Genomic DNA, 22,378 nt, shown 5'->3' on the forward strand with positions numbered 1-22,378 from the left:
CTAGCAGTCGCGGCCTAACACAGCTTCGATGGCCCTCAGAAATATCCCGGTCCCAATCGGAATAAGCGCATCCGGGAAATCATAGTCCGGGTTGTGCAACTGGGGTTGGTCACTTCCCGACCCCAACCAGAACATGGCGGTTTTCGCGCTTTTTCCAAACTGGCCGAAATCTTCTGAAAACCGCTGTGGCTGATCGACCAATCTGCAAAAAACGCCCTGCTCCGTGCAGGCCTTGGACAGGATCGAAACTGCTTCCGGGTGATTGGCACAAGCCTCAAACACTTCGTCATAACTGATTTCGACCGCCAGCCCTTCGGCTTTGGCCGTTTCGTGGACCAACGATTCAGCGTCGCTGATCAGCTGCGCCATTCGCGCGTCCGTGACTGTGCGAAGCGTCACCCACAGCTCGGCCTGCCCCGGTGCTACTCCGACCGTGCGCTCACCCAACGTGGCATGTGTGACGGTGGTCAATGCGTAGTCGTCATTCAGATCCCCTCCGCCACCTAACGCGGTCAAAGCCGGCATCAGACTTGCCAGCGCACTGGCAGGTGACACCCCATCTTGCGGAGCAGCGGCATGCGACGTCTTTCCAGTCAAAACAATCTGCATCCCGCGTGAGGCACAGTTAGAAGGACCGTCACAAATTTCGACCGCGCCCAACTCCAATCCTGGTAAGTTGTGCAAAGACAGTACGAGGTCGGGCGCAACCCCGGCGAACTGGTGATCAGCCCGGAAAGCGATTGCACCATGGCCGGTCTCTTCTGCTGGCTGGAAGATCAATACGACGCGGCCCTTCTTGGGGCGGTGATGTTTCAACCCGTCTGCTACGCCCAGAACCATAGTCATATGCCCGTCGTGGCCGCATAAATGACCTTTGCCCGCGACCTGTGATACATAGGAATGGTCCGCCAACTCCTGGATCGGCAACCCATCCAGTTCGCAGCGAATGCCCAGGGTGGGACCAGGTTGGCCACTTTCGAAAACGGCGGCAATCCCGTGCCCACCTATTCCGGTCAGGACATGGTCAGCGCCTGCGTCGCGCAGAAGTTCAGCCAACCGTGCTGCGGTATTCTTTTCCTGTCCCGAAAGTTCAGGCTGTTGATGCAGCTCGTGGCGCAGACATGTCAGTCGCGCGATCTGATCCGGTGTCACGCGTGTTGCAGCTTTTCTAGACGCGCCGCGCGCAGCCGGGCAAAATCATCACCAGCGTGATAGGAAGACCGGGTCAACGGTGACGCAGATACCATCAGAAAGCCTTTGCCGTAAGCTGCCTTTTCGTATGACGCGAACTCGTCGGGTGTTACGAAACGATCAACACCGTGGTGTTTCGGTGTTGGTTGCAGATACTGGCCAATCGTCAGAAAATCGATATCCGCCGCGCGCATGTCATCCATGACCTGACGCACCTGCTGTTCGTTTTCGCCAAGCCCAACCATGATGCCAGACTTGGTAAAGATCGACGGATCAAGTTCTTTCACCCGCTGCAAAAGACGCAGTGAATGGAAGTACCGCGCGCCGGGGCGAACTTCGGGGTACAAACCCGGTACGGTTTCCAGATTATGATTGAAGACGTCCGGCTTTGCCTGAACCACAATTTCCAGAACGTCAGCATCGCATTTCAGAAAATCGGGCGTCAGAATCTCGATCGTGGTTTTGGGAGAGCGGTGCCGCACCGCGCGGATGGTCTGAGCAAAATGCTCGGCACCGCCATCACTCAGATCATCCCGATCAACGGAGGTGATAACCACATGGTTCAGGCCAAGTTTTTCGACCGCATGTGCCACCCGGCCGGGTTCAAAGGCGTCAAGGTCGTCTGGGCGGCCAGTAGCGATATTGCAGAATGTGCAGCCACGGGTACAGATCTCGCCCATGATCATCATGGTGGCGTGGCCCTGGCTCCAGCATTCGCCGACATTGGGGCATCCCGCCTCTTCGCAGACTGTGACCAGATTATTGTCGCGCATGATCCGGCGCGTATCTGCATAACCTTTGCCGCCGGGTGCCTTGACCCTGATCCAGTTCGGTTTCTTGGGCTGCGCATTATCCGGGCGGTGCGCTTTTTCCGGATGGCGCTGTTCGGGGATCTTCAGATCTCGCACGGGCAATATTCCTGACTTTAGGTCAATCTTGTCGCTCATAACATAAACAGATGTGCAGTGTTACACCAGCGGCGCATAGCCGCTATGCAACGCCGCCGCGCATGAGCGAAAACGAGATTGTAAAAATCCGTTTCACCGCATGTTTTCAATGAGTAATGAGAAGAGGTTATTAATTCAAAATGCGGCATATCGTCGATTGAAGGCAGTTTAGAACTGTTTTAAGTCACGGCAAAATCACAGGTGAATCACAGGAGCTTGAACATGAAATCCGGCGCAATACTGCCCAACGTGACCTTTCACACCCGTGTCCGCGATGACTCAATCGAAGGACCAAACCCATTCCTTTGGGAAGACAAGACCACCGCTGACTATTTTGCCGGAAAACGCGTGATCCTGTTCTCATTGCCCGGCGCGTTCACGCCCACCTGTTCGACATATCAACTGCCCGGCTTTGAAAACGGATATGGCGATTTCATTGCCCAGGGTGTCGATGAAATCTACTGCATGTCTGTCAACGACAGCTTTGTGATGAACAAATGGGCGCAAGATCAGGGCCTGACCAACGTCAAGGTCATTCCGGATGGATCGGGCGAGTTCACCCGTAAAATGGGTATGTTGGTTGACAAGGACAATCTGGGCTTTGGCATGCGGTCATGGCGCTATGCTGCCATCGTAAACGACGGTGTTGTCGAAGCCTGGTTCGAAGAACCTGGCCTGATGGATAACTGCCCCGAAGATCCCTATGGCGTGTCTTCGCCCGAAAACCTGATGAAACATCTTCAGGCGATGGCAGAACCCGAACTGGCTTGAGTAATAACAAGACGAAAAAAGGCCCGTTTTAACGGGCCTTTTTTTGTACCTTCAGCCAATCATGCGGTCGCGTTCAGCCTGATCCCGATAGTGACGTTTCAGCCGTTGTAACGCGATCCGCAGAACAATCTTTCCGGATCGTGCCGACCAACCCATGCGTTTTTCCGCCAGTTCCAACCCTTCGAGATAGCAACAACACCGCAGGGCAACATCACTTAGTCCGGGGCCAAGGTCAGACAGGGCCCGCGCCACGCGGTCCCGCGCATCCGATGATCCCTTTCCTCCGTGGCTTTCACTGTCATAACTGCTGCGGCCACCAGCCGTTAGAAACCGCTCCCAGTTCTGTGAAACCTGAGGACCAATCTGCGCCAACTCGAAATCTTCGCGCAACCGCTCTCCTGCGCTGACAAGCGATTCATCCAGAAAAGGCTTGCCATCGCGGTCGCGTCTGCGTGCAAGGGCAACCAACGGGCTTTCCGTGGCGCTATAGCGAATGCGCCTGATCCGGTCAGTCGCCCCACCCGATGTTTTTGCCTGAAACAACGACTGAGCTTCGGCAAATCCGACTTCGGTCCCCACCCGCGCCTTGTTTTCCGCTTTTGCGATCAGGTGGCTCAGTGCCGTTCGGCCAGCCGCAGAAATTCTGTACCGTGAAATGCGACCGGGGTTATCGCAGGAAATCCAGTCCTTTAAGGCCAGAGCCTGAGCGATCTCGCAATCGACGACCGCGGTTCTGGTCGCTCCGGCGTTGCCGGTGTCACGAACGACTACCGCTTTGTCCATTTCTTCAGCCACGGCAAGAACCGAACCTGTCTCGCTCAGGCGGCGCAGAATGCGCAATGCCTCTCTTTCGAACGCCTCTTCCTGGGCAGCTTCATCCGCGATCACGACCGAGTCGCCTGCGTCGTCGGGCATGGAAAAATGTGTTTCTGCCAGCGACTGCAACGCCGCATCCACCAAAGGATCGTCACGGCGCATCTCGATACGCCGGATTTGCCGGAGGATGGTTGACGCATGGCAACCTGCCGATCTCGCGATATCGCGGATCGAGCGTCCGGTTTCGGTATGAGCAAGGTATCTTTGCGCCCCCTCTGGAACCCATGCCGGAATGGTGAAAGCCATGTTGTTTTCCATGATTATTTGCCCTCGTCGACAAAACAAAATGTCACTTTTCGCCCTCGGATAGCGGGTTAACCAAATCTAACTAGAGGTCCATTCGTTACTCGTTCGTTAACCGCACAAGGCACGAACCAGATTTGATTCAAAAAGATAAACAGTCGTGAAACCATCGTTCGGAGAGGCTGTCACGCAGGCAACACCCGCTTAGGTTGTGCATTAAATAGTCCGGTAAACCTTCAGACACAGGACACGTAAGATGCAGGACCTGATGACAATGATCTCAACGCTTCACCGCCCACGCATGTTGGCAAGAGCCGCCAATTTCGGAGCGAGAGAGTACAACCGGGACAGGCATTTGCAACGTATTCTGGGATACGGGTCATTGCCGGGTTCAGGTCAGGCCCTACTGCGACTGATGGAGATGGAAAAAGAGGTGAATGAACTGCGCAAAGAAGATGATGCCGCATACTCTCTGGTCCGGCATCTCGACATTCTTATCGCGCTGTTGGGTGAGGCGCGGCTGTATCAAGCCAACCGCGCCCCGGTCCTTCAATAATTAGGAAAACGCATCCGGCATGGAGGCCTTTTTCTCGGCGATATAGGCTTCCAGCGCTGCGGCTGTATCCGGCTCCATATGCGGTTGCTGATAATTCGCCAGCAGGTGTTCAACCCGCACAGAGGCTAGAGCCCGCGTATCACGCGCACCTTCTTCCTGCCAGGTTTCATATGGCTTGTAGTCCAGCAGATCGGACTTCCAGAACGATTCCTTGAAGTTCGCCTGCGTGTGGGCGCATCCTAGATAGTGCCCGCCGGGGCCAACTTCCCGGATCGCATCCATGGCCTGCGCGTTGTCATCATAGGCCACGCCCTTGGCCAGCGAATGCAAAACGCCCAACTGGTCGGCATCCATAACAAATTTCTCGAAGTCGGCCACCAGGCCACCTTCCAGCCAGCCGCAGGCATGCAGCATGAAGTTCACGCCAGCCAACAGACCCATGTTCAGCGAGTTCGCTGTCTCATAAGCCGCCTGCGCATCCGGAAGTTTCGAGCCGCAGAACGACCCTGCGGACCGATACGGCAAGTTCAGACGCCGCGCCAGCTGACCCGCGCCATAGGTGATATGCGAAGCTTCCGGCGTACCGAAGGTCGGCGCGCCAGAATTCATGTCGATCGAGGTCACGAATGCCCCAAAGATCGCGGGAGCACCAGGACGGACGATCTGGCTGTACGCCACACCGGCAAGAACCTCGGCCAGAACCTGGGTCAAAGTACCGGCCACCGAGACCGGCGCCATCGCACCGCCCACAATAAAGGGCGAGATGATGCAGGCCTGATTGTTGCGGGCATAGACTTCCAGCGAGCCCATCATCACATCGTCGAATGTCATCGGCGAGTTTATGTTGGTCAGCGACGTCATCACCGTGTTTTGCTGGACGAATTCCTTACCGAACAGGATTTCGCACATTTCAACCGAATCCTGCGCCCGGCTGGGATCGGTCACCGAGCCCATGAAAGGCTTGTCCGACAGAGTCATATGCGCCTTCAGCATATCCAGATGGCGCTTGTTCACCGGAATGTCGGTCGGTTCACACACCGTACCGCCCGAATGGTGCAGCCACTTGGACATATAGGCAAGTTTCACGAACTTGTTGAAGTCGTCCATCGTCGCGTAACGACGGCCGCCTTGTGCATCGCGCACGAAAGGAGGGCCGTAAACCGGGGCCAGAACCATGTTCCGGCCACCAATCACGACCGACTTCTCGGGGTTGCGGGCATGTTGGGTGAACTCGCTGGGCGCTGTTTTAATCAGCTCACGAGCAAGGCCGCGCGGAATGCGCACGCGTTCACCGTCGATATCCGCACCCGCGTCGCGCCAGCGTTCCAGAGCGGCAGGGTTATCAACAAAGTTAACACCGATCTCTTCCAACACGGTTTCCGCGTTGTTTTCAATGATCTCCAGTGCCTCTTCGTTGAGGATTTCAAAGTTCGGAATGTTGCGTTCGATGTATTTCGCGGTCTCGATACGAACTGCAGTCCGCTCGGCACGGCGGGCAGCGCCACCGCCACCTCTCGCCCTGCGCCGGGTGTTTGCCTCGGTCATGAGAAGATCCCGTGTTGTTGGTTAGATTGAGCGTTTGATACAGGTTTGCCGGGGCGCAAGCATAGGGATTGCGGCACGTTGGGGGGAAAAGCGACATTGCCGCGCGGCAATCCGGCGAACCGGCCGCCAAGGGTGAAATCTGGAATTGGAAAGCGTACCCTTCTGCCCTGTCCATGTGCGCCGACGGAGCCACCGGTGGAAACCCTCGTGTCAAAAATCATTGCAGTGATCTTTTTTGATTCCCGCGCTGGAATCGGACCTCGCTCTTGCGAAATGTGCGGGCTTGCCCTAAGGCGCTGACATGACCCAGACATCCCACGACCGCCTTCTGATCATCGACTTCGGCAGCCAGGTTACGCAGCTTATTGCCCGCCGCCTGCGTGAGCTGAATGTCTATTGCGAAATTCACCCTTACCAGAATGTCACGATGGATTTCGTGCGGGAAATGGCCCCGCGCGCGGTGATCTTCTCGGGCGGGCCGGACAGTGTGACGCGCGAGGGCTCGCCCCGTGCTCCGCAAGAGATTTTTGACTATGGCGTGCCGATTCTGGGCATCTGTTATGGCCAGCAAGTGATGATGCACCAGCTTGGCGGCAAGGTCGAAAGCGGCCATGGCACGGCCGAGTTTGGTCGGGCTTTTGTCACGCCAAAAGACAAACTGGCAATTCTGAACGGCTGGTTTGACGACGGGGATGAACAGGTCTGGATGAGCCACGGCGACCACGTCAGTGAAATCGCACCGGGGTTTCAGGTCTTCGGCACATCGCCTAACGCGCCCTTTGCGATCACAGCCGATCCGTCGCGTCACTTCTATGCCGTGCAATTCCACCCCGAGGTGCACCACACGCCCAAGGGCGCGAAGCTGTATGCGAACTTCGTCAAGCTGGCCGGTTTCAAGGGCGACTGGACCATGGGGGCCTATCGCGAAGAAATGATCCGCAAGATCCGCGAGCAGGTTGGCGACAAGAAGGTCATCTGCGGTTTGTCGGGCGGTGTTGACAGCTCGGTCGCGGCGATCCTGATCCACGAGGCGATTGGGAACCAGTTGACCTGCGTCTTCGTCGACCACGGGCTGTTGCGCAAGAACGAGGCGACAGAAGTCGTCGGCATGTTCCGCGACAACTACAACATCCAGTTGATCCACGCGGACGAATCCGAACTGTTCCTTGGCGAGCTTGAAGGGCAAAGCGACCCGGAAACCAAGCGCAAGATCATCGGTAAGCTGTTCATCGACGTCTTCCAAAAACACGCTGACACCATTGAAGGGGCCGAGTTCCTGGCGCAAGGGACGCTTTATCCGGATGTAATCGAATCGGTGTCATTTTCGGGCGGGCCTTCTGTAACCATCAAATCGCACCACAATGTCGGTGGCTTGCCGGAAAAGATGGGCCTGAAGCTGGTCGAGCCCCTGCGAGAGCTGTTCAAGGATGAGGTTCGCGCGCTTGGCCGCGAACTTGGCCTTCCACAGAGCTTCATCGGACGTCACCCTTTCCCCGGCCCTGGTCTGGCAATCCGCTGCCCCGGTGAAATCACCCGCGAAAAACTGGGCATCTTGCGTGAAGCTGATGCGATCTTTATCGACCAGATCCGTAAACACGGCCTCTATGACGACATCTGGCAGGCTTTTGTTGCCATCTTGCCAGTGCGGACCGTAGGTGTCATGGGCGACGGGCGCACCTATGACTACGCCTGCGCGCTGCGGGCCGTAACATCTGTCGATGGCATGACCGCGGACTACTACCCGTTCAGCCATGAATTCCTGGGCGAAACCGCAACGCGGATCATCAACGAAGTCAAAGGCATCAACCGGTGTACCTATGACATCACATCGAAACCCCCCGGCACCATCGAGTGGGAATGACCGGCGGGTGTCTGCGTAAAACTTAACTGATTGAGCGGCAAAACGCCCTACTCGTTCAAGCCTTTGTACCGGGCAGTCAACTATACGACCTTGAAACTGGCGCACCTTCGGCGTTTGAATAGCCGGACGAACCTAGTCTGCTTATCATAAGCGCTTGGCTTTGCGGTCTTTTGGCAGCGCGGCCCCGCGACGAACCTGAGGGACGCTCGAAATGAGCCATGCGCAGAAAGACGTAATCAAGGCCGGTCTATGGATGACCGGCGCGATCGCCTCATTCTCTTCCATGGCGGTTGCAGGGCGTGAACTGAGTTCTGCGCATGATACCTTTGAAATCATGATGTATCGCAGCATCGTTGGGTTCGTTGTTGTTGCAACTGTCCTGACTGTGACTCGCAACTGGCAGCAAGTTTCGACGGAACGGCTGGGATTGCACGCCTTACGAAACACCTTACATTTCACGGGGCAAAATCTCTGGTTCTACGCCGTGGCAGTGGCTCCCTTGGCGCAGGTATTCGCGCTGGAGTTCACACAGCCGCTTTGGGTAATCCTGCTCTCGCCGCTGTTTCTGAACGAACGGTTGACGCCGCTCAGGTTGATAGCGGCGCTTATCGGGTTTTCGGGCGTTCTGATCGTCACGCGCCCCGGCGCTGCCCCTTTGAGCCCCGGCCTTATGACAGCCGCCGCATCCGCAGTATTCTTTGCGTTTACAACGATTACCACCAAGAAGCTCACGCGATTTGCCAGCATTGGGTGTATTGTTTTCTGGCTGACTACAATGCAAGCAGTCCTTGGGGCCACAGCCGCTGGCATCGATGGTCAGATTGCGCTTCCGACAATGCAGACCGCTCCCTATCTGATTTTGGTTGGGCTGGCGGGTTTGCTGGCGCATTTCTGTATTACCAATGCCCTATCCATAGCCCCGGCAACCGTGGTCATTCCCTTTGATTTTGCACGTCTTCCGACAATCGCAGTAATCGGGATGCTCCTCTATCATGAACCCATCGACCATTGGGTACTGATCGGCGCTGCCGTCATCTTTACTGGCATTTTCCTGAACATCTGGTCCGAAAATCGTAACAGTTTGGCAACAGTTCAGAACTGTAGTGGCAACAAGTAACGCACCGTCACCAGTTGACCTTAAACTAACTGAAAAGAAAGTATCGCGCATTACACACGGGTAAGCGCTGGACTCACTCAATTCTTCGCCAGGCAAATACTCGAAAAAAGTTCGGGAGGACATAATGAAAACAACACTACTCGCAACGTGCGCATTGTGCGTTGGAGCAACGGCTGGTTTTGCAGGCGGTCTGGACCGCAGCGGTCAGGGTATCAACCTGATCTTTGAAGAAGGCTCTGCAGTTCAGTTTCGGTTGGGGTATACCGACCCAAGCGTGACCGGCACGATGCCAGACATTTTTGGTACAAACGGCGGCCAACCCATTAGTTCAGGTGAAGTTGCGAACGACTTTTTTACACCGCACCTTGGGTTCAAAACGGCGCTTACCGAAAAGCTTGATTTCGCACTGATCTATGATCAACCCTACGGTGCCGATATTCAATATGCGGCCGCCTACCCGCTTTCGATCAACCCGGTTAATCCTACAGACCCCCGCGTGTTGCAGGCAACTGCTGACACTGATGCGATTACCGCTTTGCTACGGTACAAATTCGACGGTGGATTCAGTGCGATCGGCGGTATTCGCGCGCAGCGCGTCGAGGCTTCGATTACTGTTCCCATTACCGCAGGCTATCAGGTGAATACTGACGCAGATACCGCATTCGGGTATGTCGTGGGCGTCGCCTGGGAAAAACCTGAGATCGCCGCGCGCGTATCTCTGACCTATAACTCCAAGATCAGCCACGATCTTTCACAGACAGAATCCAGTGCTTTGACTGGAGGGTTGCCTGTAAACACTTCGAGTGAGATTGAAACACCGCAGTCTGTGAATCTGGATTTTCAAACGGGCGTGGCGCCCAAGACATTGTTGTTTGGCTCGATCCGTTGGGTCGACTGGCCACAACTTGTGTATAATCCGCCAAACTATCCGCCGACCAGCAACCTGGTTGACTATGACGACGCCACGTTCACCTACTCGCTGGGTTTGGGTTATCAGTTCTCGGAAGAGTTTTCTGGTGCTGTGACACTGGGCTACGAAACTTCCCAAGGTACGCCGGTTTCGAACCTCGGTCCGACAGATGGGTTCTGGAGCATCGGTCTGGGTGGCACGTATTCGCTTGAGAAGGCAAAAATCTCGGGCGGTGTTCGTTATACCGACATCGGGGATGCCACCGCGAATGGTGCTGGTCCCGCGGCACGTGGTACGTTCACAGGCAACAGCGCCTGGAGCGTTGGTTTCCAGATCACATACGCTCTGAACTGATCTGAGTAATCTTATGTAACTGTAAAGCCCCGCAGTTTCTGCGGGGCTTTTTCGCATGAACCGGGTCGCCGTTGGTTAACATCAATGAAACAGTGCCCGCATGAACGAACAAAAACACCTCTCTCTCCGCGCCTGGGCCGAGCTTTTGCTCCTTGGACTGATCTGGGGCGCCTCCTTTGTTTCCATCCGGGTCGCTCTGGACACGCTTCCCGTGATGACCTCGGTTTTGCATCGCACATTCTGGGCCATGCTGGTTTTGTGGCTGGTAACTTGGATCAGGCGGATCAAGGTGCCGCGCGCGCCCCGTATCTGGGGCACTTTTCTGGTCATGGGGCTGTTGAACAACGTCATCCCCTTCAGCCTGATGGCTTGGGGGCAGCTTTACATTGACACGGGTCTGACGGCGATCCTGAACGCGGCGACTGCGATCTTCGGCGTTTTGATAGCAGCACTGTTTTTTCGCGACGAGCGATTGACAAAAACCCGGCTACTGGGTGTCTGCCTGGGCTTTCTTGGTGTCTCAATCGCTATTGGAGTGCTGAACTTCTTGAGTTTCAGCCTGCAAAGCACCGCTCAGCTTGCAGTGTTGGCCGGAACAGTTTCCTACGCATGTGCCGCGGCTTGGGCGAGGCAGACTTTATCGCACCTTCCCCCGGTGATTGCCGCCGCCGGTATGCTGACGGCTTCGACAGTGCTGGTATTGCCAATAACACTAGCAGTTGATGGAGTACCCAGCTTGGCGTTACCCGCAATAACCTGGGTGGCCATCGGGTACTATGCGATTGTCGCAACGGCCGGCGCATATCTGCTTTACTACCGGGTTTTGGCAATGGCCGGCAGTGGCAATCTGATGCTGGTCACACTTGTCATACCTCCGGTCGCTATTGTTCTGGGTGCATTACTGCGCGAAGAGTCCCTGCCCCCAAATGCCTTTCTGGGCTTTGCCGTTCTGGCGATTGGCCTTTTGGTTCTCAATCGTTCGTCCCGGCCCAATTGACGCCGTGCGCTGCCCGATTTAGCTAGGGCAAAAAAGGACAGCGCAAAATGATCTACACCTCAGCCAATGACTGGCGCACGGCAAGCCGAAAGAAAGTGCTGTTCTTTGGCATGTCGGGGTTGGGCAAGACCTACGTATCCAACATCCTCAGAGATTCTGGGAACTGGTTCCACTACTCGATCGATTACCGGATTGGCACGCGCTATATGGGCGAGTACATCACCGACAATGCCAAGGCCGAGGCCATGAAAGTTCCGTTCTTGCGTGAACTGCTGTTGTCGGATTCGATCTATATCGGTTCGAATATTTCATTCGCCAACCTGACACCTGTTGCCGCTTATCTGGGCAAGCCGGGAAACCCCGATCTGGGCGGCTTGGACATGCCGGAGTACCGCCGCAGGCAGGAACAGTTTCGCTTGGCCGAAATTCATGCGCTGCTGGACACCGAATACTTCATCGACCGCGCCGAGCGTCTGTACAAATATCCTCACTTTATCTGCGATACGGGCGGATCCATCTGCGAGTGGGTAGATCCCGAAGACCCAAGGGATCAGGTTTTGTCCGAACTCGCGCGGCACACCCTCATGATCTGGCTGAAGGGTGACGAGGGTCACACAGCCGACCTTGTGCGCCGTTTCGACAAGGCCCCAAAACCCATGTCCTATCAGGCTGATTTCCTGACACGTTCCTGGACCGAGTATCTGGATCAACACGGCTGTGCAGAGGCCGAGGTCAACCCCGATGATTTTGTCCGCTGGACCTATGCGCAAGCCCTGGCCCATCGTCAGCCCCGATACGAGGCGATGGCAAAGAACTGGGGCGTGACGATTGATGCCAACGACATCGGCAAGATCCGCGATGCGGCCGATTTCGATGAGTTGATCGAACGCACCCTTGAGGCCAGACGCAATAACGCCTAACTACCAGTTTTCCCTAATCTCTTCGAAGTCAGACACATGCCCATCAAAATTCCCTCTGATCTGCCCGCCTTTGACGTCCTGAACAAAGAGGGCGTTATGGTCATGTCCGAGGATCAGGCAATGCGTCAGGATATTCGCCCCCTGCGCATCGGGCTGCTAAATCTGATGCCGAAGAAGATCCAGACGGAAAACCAGTTTGCGCGCCTGATCGGTGCAACCCCGTTGCAGATCGAACTGTCATTGATCCGTATGACGGAACATCAGACAAAAACCACTGCCGCCGAGCATATGTCCGAGTTCTATCAGCCTTTTCAGGAGGTCAAGGACCAGAAATTTGACGGCCTGATCATTACTGGCGCGCCGATCGAGCATCTGGAATTCGGTGATGTCACCTATTGGGATGAAATCAGCGAAATCTTCGACTGGACCCAAACCAACGTTCATTCAACCTTTGGTGTTTGCTGGGGAGGGATGGCGATGATCAACCATTTTCATGGTGTTCGAAAGCACATGCTGGATGCCAAGGCCTTTGGCTGTTTCCGCCACCGCAATCTGAACCCTGCATCACCTTTTTTACGTGGGTTCTCTGACGATTGCGTTATCCCGGTCAGCCGCTGGACGGAAATGAAACAAGATGAGATCGACGCCGCGCAGGGTTTGACGACCCTGCTGGGCAGCGATGATGTGGGCCCTTGTCTGGTCGAAGATCCCAGCCACCGCGCGCTGTATATCTTCAATCATTTTGAGTATGACAGCGACACGCTGAAACAGGAGTATGACCGCGACGTCGCCAATAACACGCCCATCAACGTGCCGATCAACTATTATCCGGATGATGACCCATCCAAGACACCTCAAAACCGTTGGCGCAGTCACGCGCATCTTCTTTACGGAAACTGGATAAACGAAATCTATCAGACGACGCCTTTTGATATGAGCAAAATTGGCCACTAAAACCTTGATATCCTTTAGCCTCATCATTCTGGGCCTTGTCGCTGTGACTGCGTGGCGCAGCGCCCGGAATGAAGCACATGCAGAAGCGGCTTTCCCACCCGAAGGCCAGATTCTTGATGTCGACGGAATCGCGGTTCATGCGGTTGTCATAGGGAATGGGCCGGATGTTGTCCTTCTTCACGGCTCAAGCGGCAACACCCGCGACATGACCTTTGCGCTGGCACCTATTCTGGCGGAAAACTACCGCGTCATCGTTTTTGACCGGCCCGGCCTGGGGTTTTCAGAAAGTTTCACCCCAGACGGTGAAACGATCACGGAACAAGCGGATATCCTGCAAAAAGCTGCTGCCCAGCTTGGGGCGGACAAGCCTGTCGTGGCGGGCCAAAGCTATGGTGGTTCAGTGGCGCTTGCATGGGCGGTCACCAGGACCGACGACCTCTCAGCACTTGTTCTGATCGCACCCGCCGCCATTCCGTGGGAAACGCCGCTGGATGGGTTTAACCAATTAGCGTCTACCACGCTCGGCAATTCGCTCGCCCTGCCTCTGATTTCTTCCTTTGTGCCCGATTGGTACGTAACGCGGGCATTGGACAGTGTATTTGCGCCCCAATCGGCCCCCGCTGGATATGCTGAACATTTTGGGCCCGGCCTGACCATCCGGCGCAGTTCCATGCATGCAAATGCCAAGCAACGGGCCAACCTATTGGATGAGATAACCCAATTGCAGCCGCGATACGGTGAGATTTCAGTGCCAACCGAAATCGTTCACGGCACCGCCGACGACACTGTCGGCCTTGAATGGCATTCGCAACGTCTGATCCAGCAAATCCCGCAGGCCGAACTGGTCGCGTTACCGGGGATCGGTCACATGCCGCAGGTTGTCGCAGCGCCCGAGGTTGCTGCCGCAATTGATCGTGCAGTGCAGCGTGCAGGTTTGCGTTAATCCAAGCTCTAATCCATAGTCGGATATGGGTTTTATCGCGAGGTGACATATGGCTCGGACCGAAAAAGGTTCTATCGAGAAGTATTTTCAGGATAGCGCGCCCAAAGCTGTGCGGGATGAGATCGAGAATTCGAAGAAAGGCGATATCCTGAACCCGACCTACCCATATAGCGAGAAGATGAAACCCAAGGACTATGATGAGCAGATGGAACTGCTCCAGATCGAGCTGGTCAAAATGCAGTCTTGGGTCAAGGACACGGCGCAACGGATCGCCATCATCTTCGAAGGCCGCGATGCTGCCGGTAAGGGCGGAACGATCAAACGGTTTCGCGAAAACCTGAACCCGCGCGGAGCGCGCAATGTGGCGCTCAGCAAACCCTCGGAAACTGAACGCAGTCAATGGTACTTTCAGCGCTACATCCCGCACCTGCCTGCAGCCGGCGAGATCGTGTTCTTTGACCGCAGCTGGTACAATCGCGGCGTGGTCGAAAACGTCTTTGGTTTCTGCACCCGGGAAGAGCGCGAGCGGTTCTTTCGTCAGGTTCTGCCGCTTGAAACGGGTCTGGTCAATGATGGCATCAAACTCTTCAAGTTCTGGCTCAATGTCGGGCGCGCTGAGCAACTGAACCGTTTTCTGGCCCGTGAAACCGACCCGTTAAAGCAATGGAAACTCAGCCCGATTGACGTGGCAGGGTTGGACAAGTGGGACGAATACACACAGTCGATTTCGGAAACTCTTACCCGGTCACACTCAGACATATCTCCTTGGACAATAGTCCGGTCCGACGACAAGAAACGCGCCCGTCTTGCAGCAATTCAATCGGTCCTGCACACGCTGGACTATGATGAGAAGGACGCAAAAAGCATTGGTGACATTGATCCCCTGATCTGCGGTGGTCCGGATGTCTGGGAAGCGTAGGTTGCGTTTTCGCCCTGCCCGGCCAAGGCTTTCAAGGGCAAGTGTTGGACGACCGGGTGTATTTGGTCTATCCCCTTGTCTTCCAATACCTAATCGAAGAACCTGAGGCCGGGATGTCGAAACGCGGTTATCATCACGGAAACCTAAAGCAAGCTCTGATCGAGGCAGCCTTGTCCCTGATCGAAGAAAAGGGGCCGACAGGTTTTACGTTATCTGAAGCCGCCAAAACCGCTGGCGTAACACCAGCCGCAGTCTATCGCCATTTTGAAGGGCGCGAAGACCTTATCGCCGAAGCCGCACGGCAGGGATTCGAGATGTTCGCGGACCTGATGCAATACGCTTATGACACAGGCCAACCCTCTGCCCTATCCGCCTTCGAGGCAACCGGGCGGGCCTATCTGGCTTTTGCCCGGAAGAACCCCGGCCACTACATCGCCATGTTTGAAAGCGGAATTTCGTTGAATCGCACCCCAGAATTATCCATGGCCGCCAATCGGGCCAAATCGGTTCTCGAGAAAGCAGCCGCTGACTTGTCGCAACATATTCCACCAGAAAAGCGCCCGCCCGCGTCGATGTTCAGCGCGCACATCTGGGCGATGAGCCATGGCGTGGTCGAATTATACGCGCGCAATACCGGGGCGACGTCTCCCTTCCCCCCTGAAGACCTGCTGGAAAGCGGCATTGGTATCTATCTGCGAGGGCTGGGTCTGATCCCTCAGGACGACTGACACCTTTCAAAAAGTTCGACTGCTTTGCGGTAAGCTCAGCCCGGACGTTACGTTGATAAGATTCATCTCGCCCATTCCCTTTATGTCGACACGTCCCAGGTCCGAGACCTGAAACTCGTCAATCAGGGCGTATTTCATCTCTTCCGGCGCAACGATTTTCATAGGATTGGCGAATATTTGCAGTCGGGACGCGATATTTACCGCCGGACCGAAAACGTCGTAGACGTATTTCTGAATGCCCACGACAGACCCGACTGCGGCCCCCATGCCCAAACCGATCCGGGCCTGCCATTTGTGCGGATGGCTTTCGTTACGGCGTTCGAGATAACGCAGGAAACGTACCGCGCAATGAGCCACTGCAGTCGCGTGATCGGGTGTCGGGTCAGGCATGCCTGAGACCGCAAGATATGCGTCACCTATTGTTTTGATCCTTTCACACCCGAATTGTTCAACGATCCTGTCAAACGCCGTGAAAATGTCGTTCAACTCACTCAGGGTCACTGTCGGGTCGGTCTTGGCCGCGAAATCGGTGAAACCCACAAAGTCCAGCATGACCACAGACACCTGCTTGTAGAGCTGCGGAGTGACAACACCGAATGTCTTGAATTCTTCATAAACCGCCCGTGGCATCAGGTTCAGAAGCAGGCGTTCAACCCGTTCTTTCTCGCGTTCCAGTTCTCGTGTGTTGCGTTCGACCATGGTGGAATAGCTGTCGATCATGCTTTCCAGCTCGCGAATGCGCGTGATGTTCTGGCATTCGACAATCAGAACCTGCTCGGACAATCCGCTTGCCAACGAAACTGCGACCGCAAAGATCAAGGTCCGCCGCTTTGGTTTGATCTGCAACTCAACCGAATATCTCAGGCCCGATTGCTTGACGTCTTCCAGTTCTTTGGGATCAAGGGCAGGCAGAATGTCCGTAAGAGTACTGCCGTTCTCGGGGGTTCCAAACCACTCTGCGAAAGGTCCGTTATGAAACACGAACTGAAGATCCGAGGCGCGCACCACGGCAATGCCGACACCGATGGCGCGTAACAGCTGTTCGTTTATCGCATGAATGCTCATGCCGCGTTTCGGGCGACGATAATTGAACGCTTCCCTTCAATTGCAGCCAGCGCGGTTTTGATATCCTGATCGGACATACCATGCACGCTCAGCGCTTCGCCAAACAGCTCAGCCATCACATCAAATTCGTCGTGTGAAATACCCAGATGCCTGTGAACGGCTTCGATCCTGTCATCACTGAATGACGCCGGTCCGCCAATCAGGGACGATACGAATTTCGTCTGATGATCAATCAGCCGAGGCATGTCGATATCTTCAAAATAATGGCCGATATCATCCGAATCCAACGCCATTTCATAGAAGGTCATCACGACACGGCTGATCGTTTTGAAGCCACCGTATTTGTCATAAAGCGTTTGTGTCACACGAAAACCCAAGCGATACAGAACAAAAACACTATAACTCTATATCAAATTGATATTTTTGTTAATGTTTATGGTGTTTTTTATTTTCCGGTTTACCGGGTATTCTTTTAAGGGAAAGCAATAGCGACCAGGGTACACGATCCTGGGCTTTCGGAAATCTGGCGTGGTTCACGAAACTGCGTTGCACAGCCAAGACGCCGGGGCAGACATAGTTCTCTGTTAAAAGGGGCAATGGCGGAGAGACAGGGATTCGAACCCTGGAGACGGTTCCCCGCCTACACACTTTCCAGGCGTGCGCCTTCGACCACTCGGCCACCTCTCCGTGCCGGCGATGTTTGGACCAATGTCATGGAATTTGCAAGGCCCCAATTCGGCGAAATCACGGGAAAGATCAATTAAATCCGGTCGCCTTTCCGGTGCGCCAAACCACCGGAAAGGCTACCCTTCAGCTTTCGGACAGGTCGTCAGAATTCATCGCCAGCGTCGGGGTCCAGATCAGATTCGGTCAGTTCAACTGGCTCTCTTGTCGTCGACTCATCTGCCTTCTGTTTGGACGCAGAACCAGCCGCTTTCACCTTGTTTGAGGTCTGCAAAGCTTCGGGATTACGCAACCAGATATCACGCTGTGCAAACGGCACCTCGATGCCTGCTTCAAGGAAGCGTCGGTTGATTTCGTGGTTCATGTCGGATTTGACGGACAGAACCCAGTTCACATCCCGCAGGATCGCCCTGATTTCAAAATCCAATGCATCCGCTCCAAACCCCTGAAACACCACACTGGGTGCCGGGTTGGCCAAAACCATCGGGTGGTTGTTCGCAACCTCACTCAGGATGGTCTCGACCAGACGCGTATCAGTGCCATATGCGACGCCGACCGGAACAATCACCCTGCCGATTGTATTGCCACGCGTATAGTTGGTGACAACACCGCTGATCAGGTCCGAGTTGGGAATGATCACATCCGATCTGTCGAACGTCTCGATACGGGTCGAGCGGACGGAAATGTCACGCACGTAGCCCATCATCCCGTTCACATCAATCCAGTCACCCTTGGAGATTGGCCGTTCCACCAGAAGGATGATGCCGGACACAAAGTTGGACACAATCGTCTGCAGGCCAAAGCCAATACCGACAGACAGTGCACCAGCAACAATTGCCAGCGATGACAGGTCGAACCCCGCGACCATGATCGCAGCCAACGCAGCCAGAAAGATCCCGATATACCCCGAGCCAGCGACAATCGCATTCTGCCCGCCCGGATCGATGCTGGTTTTGGGCAACAGCGAGTTGCGCAACCCGCTTTGCAACAACCGTGTCAGCGTATATCCGATTGCGAATACAGCGATAAATGTCAGGAAATTGCTGGGCGAGATCATGACACCGCCGATGTCAAAGCCAAGCAGCAGACGTGACCACACCTCTAGCAGGTCCGTTTCACGCGCACCCCAGTATATTGCCAGAACAGGCAGCGCGACGATGGCCAGTGCAAAGCCCACCAAGACTGAAAAAAGAGAGTCGCGCGCAGCGTCGCCCTGCCCTGTGATCCATCCGTATATCTGACTGACGAACCGTTGAAAAATTGCCAGTGCGGCAATCAGAACCAGCGTTTTTACCGCCGGAAACACGATCGCTTCGGCCGCATTGGTATACCCGGCGATTGCCAGAACGGGTGTTGCAATCCCCAGCAGGAACATGGCCTTGCGCAGGAATTCCAACAACTGGCTGAATCCGGCGGCCCGCGTAGACGCCGTCTGGTCCAGCAGGCGGTCGTTCGTTCGGGTCTGCCGCACGCGGAGCAAAAGCAATGCCGTTCCGACGATCACGGGAAAGCTAATAACCGCACGGGTCGCATCCGAGACGTTTTCGATCTGCTGAAACAGAAGCGCCAGTTCGTGCAGGATCAACATCAAAGCCAACAGATCAATGTATATCCGCAATTCGGTAATCCTAGCAGCAGACAGGCGCTTGAATCCTTGTGAAGCGCCAATCACGTAAATCTGTCGGCCAATCCAGTCGTAGAAGAAGGCAATTGCCGCCCAGTAGGGGATTTTTTCCAGCAACAAACTGCCCCGCAGACCCGGAATACCCGAAAGACTGATCGCGGCGATGGCGGCAACGACACCGATCCATGGCAACAGAATCCGCAACAGAGAAATGATGAAGGACCAAACACCAGTGCCCGCTCCGCCCAGCAACCTCAGATAGTCGCCGCCCCGCTCGGACCAACGTTTGCCGAAGATCAGTAAAACCGCGGCCAGGATCACCAGAAACAGGATTCCCAAGCCACGATCACGGATACGTTCTTTCACTACGTCCGAACGCAGGTTGGTAATTGTTTCATTTGTCAGGCTCTGAAGCGCCTCTTTTACGTCTTGCCATGCAGGTCCCCAATATACGGGGTTGATCGGTGACGGCCCGCGCTCAAAGAATTGTTTTGTCTGCCGCGTCCGGATGATCCGATCGATTTCACTGATCAATCCATTTGCGCGGGTATAAGCTTCTTCGGAAATGATGCGCGGCACCCGCAAACTGTTGAGCTGCTCATTAAGATGAGTTCGCAATTTAGCGATGTCTTCAGGTTCGGCCGCGTCCCCTTCGGGTTTCGGACCAAGCGCCTTGATCTGGCTTTCCAGCGTTGCGATACGGTCTGTGTTGGCGCTGCGTGCCTTGTTAAAGTCCTCTCGGTAACCGTTTATTTCAGAACGTAAATTCTCAAACGCAGCGTTTGACGCACGGTTCGCTTCAATCACGGACTCGGCACGGTCAGCCGTTTTTATCCAGCCCCGGTAATACTCACTTTGCCTGTCGGTCAGCTGCGCGACAGCACCGCCTGCGAGCCCGACAAGACACAGGAATACCAGTGTCAGAAACAGGCGAACGTGCCCAGGCATCACACGTCCTCGAAAACGCCGGGAATGCTGCGCGGTGCTTCAGTCATCCAATCCGGCACCGGCAATTCTTTCTCGCGCAGGAAATCCGGGTTGAACAGCTTGGACTGATACCGCGTGCCATAGTCGCAAAGGACAGTCACAATCGTGTGGCCCGGCCCCATTTCCTTGGCCAGACGCACGGCGCCCGCCATGTTGATCGCGGTTGACCCGCCCATAACCAGCCCCTCTTCACGGAGCAGGTCAAAGATATAGGGCAACGCCTCGGTGTCAGTGATCTGATAGGAATGATCCGGCGTGAACCCTTCCAGGTTCTTTGTTATCCGCACCTGTCCGATACCTTCGGCAATCGATCCGCCCTCCATCGCGATTTCACCGGTGGTGTAGTAAGAGTAGAGACCCGCACCCATAGGATCGGCCAGACCGATTTTCACACCCTTGGGCTGCAACGCTTCGGCAACCCCGGCCAACGTACCGCCCGACCCGACAGCACAGATAAACCCGTCGACCTTACCTGCTGTTTGTTCCCAGATTTCGGGCCCTGTGGTTTCAACATGGGCCTGACGGTTCGCCACGTTGTCAAACTGGTTGGCCCAGATCGCCCCATTAGGTTCCGTCTGCGCCAATTCCTCGGCCAGACGGCGGGAATAATGCACGAAATTATTGGGGTTGCGATAAGGTGCGGCCGGAACTTGAACCAGTTGTGCACCTGCCAGCCGCAGCATGTCTTTCTTTTCTTCCGACTGGGTCTCCGGGATCACAATCACGGTCTTGAACCCCATTGACGCACCCACCAGCGCCAGGCCAATACCAGTATTGCCTGCGGTGCCTTCCACAATGGTGCCGCCGGGCTTCAAATCGCCCCGCGCAATGGCATCACGGATAATATAGAGTGCAGCACGGTCCTTGACCGATTGACCGGGGTTCATGAATTCGGCTTTGCCGAGAATTTCGCAACCAGTTTCTTCACTGATGCGGCGCAGCCGGATCAACGGTGTTTTTCCTACTGCGTCAGCAAGATCTCGTGCAATGCGCATGATGGCCCCTTGTCGTTTTGTACCATCGAAGATTTACAGCCGCACCGCCGCGACCACAAGCGGGATAGTCACCCGCGCAATCTGTCCCGATGGCGGGCCAGCCAATAAGCCAGAGACACCAATTGTAGATCCTTGAAAACATGACGATCCGTCAAGTCTATGAATTCATCGAACGGCAAGATTTGACTACGGATGTCTTCACCTTCTGTGTCCAGGCCGCCAGTGATTGTGGTGTGTGTCAACTCACCCAGGCCAACATAAAGATACATGAACCCGGTGGAAGATCCGCTCGAGGTATAGGCCCCGCCGGCATATTCCAGCCTGTCAAAACGAATACCTGCCTCCTCCATCGCCTCGCGATGCGCGGCCTGTTCGGGTGTCTCGCCCGGATCAATCATCCCGGCCACCGCTTCCCAAAGCCAGGGTTCCGGATCGTTGTTCAGGAAAACCGGCGGTCTGAACTGTTCCACGATCAAAACGGTATCGCGGACCGGATCATAGGGCAGAACGCCGACCGCACTGCCCTGCAACAAGCTTCCACGGCGCAGCACCGGACCCATGCTGCCGTCATGCCGCCGGTGTTGCAGATCGATTTCCTCCATCCCGAAATAATCGAGGTACACCCGGTCATGGCGATGCACGATCACGTCTTTTGCGATGTCCCGCGGATCACCGGTTCGCCGCTGCCCGGCCATAATCTTTGACCAGGCACGCGTTTGAGTGGCGCGAATACTGCGGGCCATGACCTGGGGGGCGACCTTCCCAAAATAGGCCATCTCTTCCTCAGCCGCGAGCGTTGTGAGTTCGCCCAATCTGTCCGCCCAGTTCTGAAGCGACCACAAATCACCCGGTCTCCATGCATCGGGTGCCGGAAAAAAGACCTGCGCTTCGGCCTCGGTCCCGTCTTCTAATTCGACTTTCAAAGGCTTCAGATCATAGTCGAAAGACCCTTCGTAATAATCCAGCCTGGCCAGATCCTCAGGCGACAAGTCCTGCACGAGCAACCCTTCGGCACTGGCGCCTTCCGTTTCCAGGATCATCGGGAAATCCTGCCCCTGAACAGAATGGACAGCATGGCCTCGAAGTCGGGCGGGCCGTGCTTTGCTTTCGCTCAGAGGATGACCAAGAACGCGTTCCAACAACGGCAAGTGCCGCAGCGTTCCATAAAAAAACAAATCAGACAAATTCGAT

Annotated in this window: 20 protein-coding genes and 1 tRNA gene; 11 read left to right on the forward strand and 10 right to left on the reverse strand. The window is 55.3% G+C overall.

Annotated elements, in window-relative coordinates:
- Together AC2FLZ_RS11695 and lipA are read right to left on the reverse strand one after the other, a co-directional pair.
- A complete protein-coding gene (locus AC2FLZ_RS11695) occupies nucleotides 1–1,152 on the reverse strand; it encodes an amidohydrolase (protein WP_496882193.1) in 1,152 nt (383 codons plus the stop codon).
- Nucleotides 1,149–2,099 carry a lipoyl synthase gene (lipA, locus tag AC2FLZ_RS11700; protein WP_480472469.1) on the reverse strand — a complete coding sequence of 317 codons (951 nt, stop codon included), beginning with the start codon at nucleotides 2,097–2,099 and terminating at the stop codon, nucleotides 1,149–1,151. Before lipA ends, AC2FLZ_RS11695 begins: the two co-directional genes overlap by 4 nt.
- A 261-nt stretch (nucleotides 2,100–2,360) precedes the next feature.
- Here lipA and AC2FLZ_RS11705 point away from each other — a divergent pair, with 261 nt between their 5' ends.
- A complete protein-coding gene (locus AC2FLZ_RS11705) occupies nucleotides 2,361–2,909 on the forward strand; it encodes a peroxiredoxin (RefSeq protein WP_496714425.1) in 549 nt (182 codons plus the stop codon).
- A 51-nt stretch (nucleotides 2,910–2,960) separates the two neighbouring features.
- On the opposite strand, the gene AC2FLZ_RS11710 is transcribed toward AC2FLZ_RS11705, so the two are convergent.
- A complete protein-coding gene (locus tag AC2FLZ_RS11710) occupies nucleotides 2,961–4,043 on the reverse strand; it encodes a DUF6456 domain-containing protein (protein ID WP_480472465.1) in 1,083 nt (360 codons plus the stop codon).
- A 241-nt stretch (nucleotides 4,044–4,284) separates the two neighbouring features.
- On the opposite strand from AC2FLZ_RS11710, the gene AC2FLZ_RS11715 reads away from it, so the two are divergent.
- Nucleotides 4,285–4,584, forward strand: coding sequence for a DUF6477 family protein (locus tag AC2FLZ_RS11715; protein WP_480472463.1), 300 nt, complete (start codon nucleotides 4,285–4,287; stop codon nucleotides 4,582–4,584).
- On the opposite strand, the gene AC2FLZ_RS11720 is transcribed toward AC2FLZ_RS11715, so the two are convergent.
- Nucleotides 4,585–6,129 carry a trimethylamine methyltransferase family protein gene (locus AC2FLZ_RS11720; protein WP_480472461.1) on the reverse strand — a complete coding sequence of 515 codons (1,545 nt, stop codon included), beginning with the start codon at nucleotides 6,127–6,129 and terminating at the stop codon, nucleotides 4,585–4,587.
- Between the two features lie 301 nt (nucleotides 6,130–6,430).
- Between AC2FLZ_RS11720 and guaA the strand changes: the two genes are divergently transcribed.
- From guaA to AC2FLZ_RS11765, 9 genes are all read left to right on the forward strand, one after another.
- Nucleotides 6,431–7,990, forward strand: coding sequence for a glutamine-hydrolyzing GMP synthase (gene guaA / locus AC2FLZ_RS11725; RefSeq protein WP_480553353.1), 1,560 nt, complete (start codon nucleotides 6,431–6,433; stop codon nucleotides 7,988–7,990).
- 211 nt (nucleotides 7,991–8,201) lie between these two features.
- On the forward strand, nucleotides 8,202–9,107 hold the full coding sequence (locus tag AC2FLZ_RS11730) for a DMT family transporter (RefSeq protein ID WP_480553352.1): 906 nt from the start codon (nucleotides 8,202–8,204) through the stop codon (nucleotides 9,105–9,107).
- Nucleotides 9,108–9,231: 124 nt separating this feature from the next.
- Nucleotides 9,232–10,371 (forward strand): OmpP1/FadL family transporter, encoded by a 1,140-nt coding sequence (locus AC2FLZ_RS11735; protein WP_480516822.1) that lies wholly within the window; start codon nucleotides 9,232–9,234, stop codon nucleotides 10,369–10,371.
- Between the two features lie 100 nt (nucleotides 10,372–10,471).
- A complete protein-coding gene (locus tag AC2FLZ_RS11740) occupies nucleotides 10,472–11,368 on the forward strand; it encodes a DMT family transporter (protein WP_496714418.1) in 897 nt (298 codons plus the stop codon).
- 47 nt (nucleotides 11,369–11,415) lie between these two features.
- A complete protein-coding gene (locus AC2FLZ_RS11745; RefSeq protein ID WP_480516818.1) occupies nucleotides 11,416–12,288 on the forward strand; it encodes an ATPase in 873 nt (290 codons plus the stop codon).
- A 36-nt stretch (nucleotides 12,289–12,324) separates the two neighbouring features.
- Nucleotides 12,325–13,242, forward strand: a complete 918-nt coding sequence (gene metA, locus AC2FLZ_RS11750) for a homoserine O-acetyltransferase MetA (RefSeq protein WP_480516816.1) — start codon at nucleotides 12,325–12,327, stop codon at nucleotides 13,240–13,242.
- Nucleotides 13,232–14,185 carry an alpha/beta fold hydrolase gene (locus AC2FLZ_RS11755; protein WP_496882194.1) on the forward strand — a complete coding sequence of 318 codons (954 nt, stop codon included), beginning with the start codon at nucleotides 13,232–13,234 and terminating at the stop codon, nucleotides 14,183–14,185. The genes metA and AC2FLZ_RS11755 overlap by 11 nt, the downstream gene beginning before the upstream one ends.
- A gap of 49 nt (nucleotides 14,186–14,234) precedes the next feature.
- Entirely contained in the window at nucleotides 14,235–15,104 is an 870-nt protein-coding gene (gene ppk2 / locus AC2FLZ_RS11760) for a polyphosphate kinase 2 (RefSeq protein WP_480553346.1), read from the forward strand.
- 113 nt (nucleotides 15,105–15,217) lie between these two features.
- On the forward strand, nucleotides 15,218–15,832 hold the full coding sequence (locus tag AC2FLZ_RS11765; protein WP_480476721.1) for a TetR/AcrR family transcriptional regulator: 615 nt from the start codon (nucleotides 15,218–15,220) through the stop codon (nucleotides 15,830–15,832).
- Between the two features lie 6 nt (nucleotides 15,833–15,838).
- Here the strand turns inward: AC2FLZ_RS11765 and AC2FLZ_RS11770 are convergent, their stop codons facing one another.
- From AC2FLZ_RS11770 to AC2FLZ_RS11795, 6 genes are all read right to left on the reverse strand, one after another.
- Nucleotides 15,839–16,897 (reverse strand): adenylate/guanylate cyclase domain-containing protein, encoded by a 1,059-nt coding sequence (locus AC2FLZ_RS11770; protein WP_480472441.1) that lies wholly within the window; start codon nucleotides 16,895–16,897, stop codon nucleotides 15,839–15,841.
- Nucleotides 16,894–17,262, reverse strand: a complete 369-nt coding sequence (locus AC2FLZ_RS11775) for a group I truncated hemoglobin (protein ID WP_480493317.1) — start codon at nucleotides 17,260–17,262, stop codon at nucleotides 16,894–16,896. The genes AC2FLZ_RS11770 and AC2FLZ_RS11775 overlap by 4 nt, the downstream gene beginning before the upstream one ends.
- A 232-nt stretch (nucleotides 17,263–17,494) precedes the next feature.
- A tRNA-Ser gene (locus AC2FLZ_RS11780) sits at nucleotides 17,495–17,584 on the reverse strand.
- Between the two features lie 142 nt (nucleotides 17,585–17,726).
- Nucleotides 17,727–20,153 (reverse strand): DUF3772 domain-containing protein, encoded by a 2,427-nt coding sequence (locus AC2FLZ_RS11785; RefSeq protein WP_480553344.1) that lies wholly within the window; start codon nucleotides 20,151–20,153, stop codon nucleotides 17,727–17,729.
- A complete protein-coding gene (locus tag AC2FLZ_RS11790) occupies nucleotides 20,153–21,187 on the reverse strand; it encodes a cysteine synthase A (protein ID WP_480553342.1) in 1,035 nt (344 codons plus the stop codon). Before AC2FLZ_RS11790 ends, AC2FLZ_RS11785 begins: the two co-directional genes overlap by 1 nt.
- A 68-nt stretch (nucleotides 21,188–21,255) precedes the next feature.
- On the reverse strand, nucleotides 21,256–22,371 hold the full coding sequence (locus AC2FLZ_RS11795) for an NUDIX domain-containing protein (RefSeq protein ID WP_480553341.1): 1,116 nt from the start codon (nucleotides 22,369–22,371) through the stop codon (nucleotides 21,256–21,258).
- Nucleotides 22,372–22,378 lie beyond the last annotated feature (7 nt).

The organism is Ruegeria sp. YKSF131, from assembly GCF_059612645.1.

Coding starts and splice junctions, on each gene's coding strand:
- AC2FLZ_RS11705 (WP_496714425.1), top strand. CDS start 2,361: ATGAAATCCGGCGCAATACTGCCCAACGTGACCTTTCACACCCGTGTC.
- AC2FLZ_RS11710 (WP_480472465.1), bottom strand. CDS start 4,043: ATGGAAAACAACATGGCTTTCACCATTCCGGCATGGGTTCCAGAGGGG.
- AC2FLZ_RS11715 (WP_480472463.1), top strand. CDS start 4,285: ATGCAGGACCTGATGACAATGATCTCAACGCTTCACCGCCCACGCATG.
- AC2FLZ_RS11720 (WP_480472461.1), bottom strand. CDS start 6,129: ATGACCGAGGCAAACACCCGGCGCAGGGCGAGAGGTGGCGGTGGCGCT.
- guaA (WP_480553353.1), top strand. CDS start 6,431: ATGACCCAGACATCCCACGACCGCCTTCTGATCATCGACTTCGGCAGC.
- AC2FLZ_RS11730 (WP_480553352.1), top strand. CDS start 8,202: ATGAGCCATGCGCAGAAAGACGTAATCAAGGCCGGTCTATGGATGACC.
- AC2FLZ_RS11735 (WP_480516822.1), top strand. CDS start 9,232: ATGAAAACAACACTACTCGCAACGTGCGCATTGTGCGTTGGAGCAACG.
- AC2FLZ_RS11740 (WP_496714418.1), top strand. CDS start 10,472: ATGAACGAACAAAAACACCTCTCTCTCCGCGCCTGGGCCGAGCTTTTG.
- AC2FLZ_RS11745 (WP_480516818.1), top strand. CDS start 11,416: ATGATCTACACCTCAGCCAATGACTGGCGCACGGCAAGCCGAAAGAAA.
- metA (WP_480516816.1), top strand. CDS start 12,325: ATGCCCATCAAAATTCCCTCTGATCTGCCCGCCTTTGACGTCCTGAAC.
- ppk2 (WP_480553346.1), top strand. CDS start 14,235: ATGGCTCGGACCGAAAAAGGTTCTATCGAGAAGTATTTTCAGGATAGC.
- AC2FLZ_RS11765 (WP_480476721.1), top strand. CDS start 15,218: ATGTCGAAACGCGGTTATCATCACGGAAACCTAAAGCAAGCTCTGATC.
- AC2FLZ_RS11770 (WP_480472441.1), bottom strand. CDS start 16,897: ATGAGCATTCATGCGATAAACGAACAGCTGTTACGCGCCATCGGTGTC.
- AC2FLZ_RS11785 (WP_480553344.1), bottom strand. CDS start 20,153: ATGCCTGGGCACGTTCGCCTGTTTCTGACACTGGTATTCCTGTGTCTT.
- AC2FLZ_RS11790 (WP_480553342.1), bottom strand. CDS start 21,187: ATGCGCATTGCACGAGATCTTGCTGACGCAGTAGGAAAAACACCGTTG.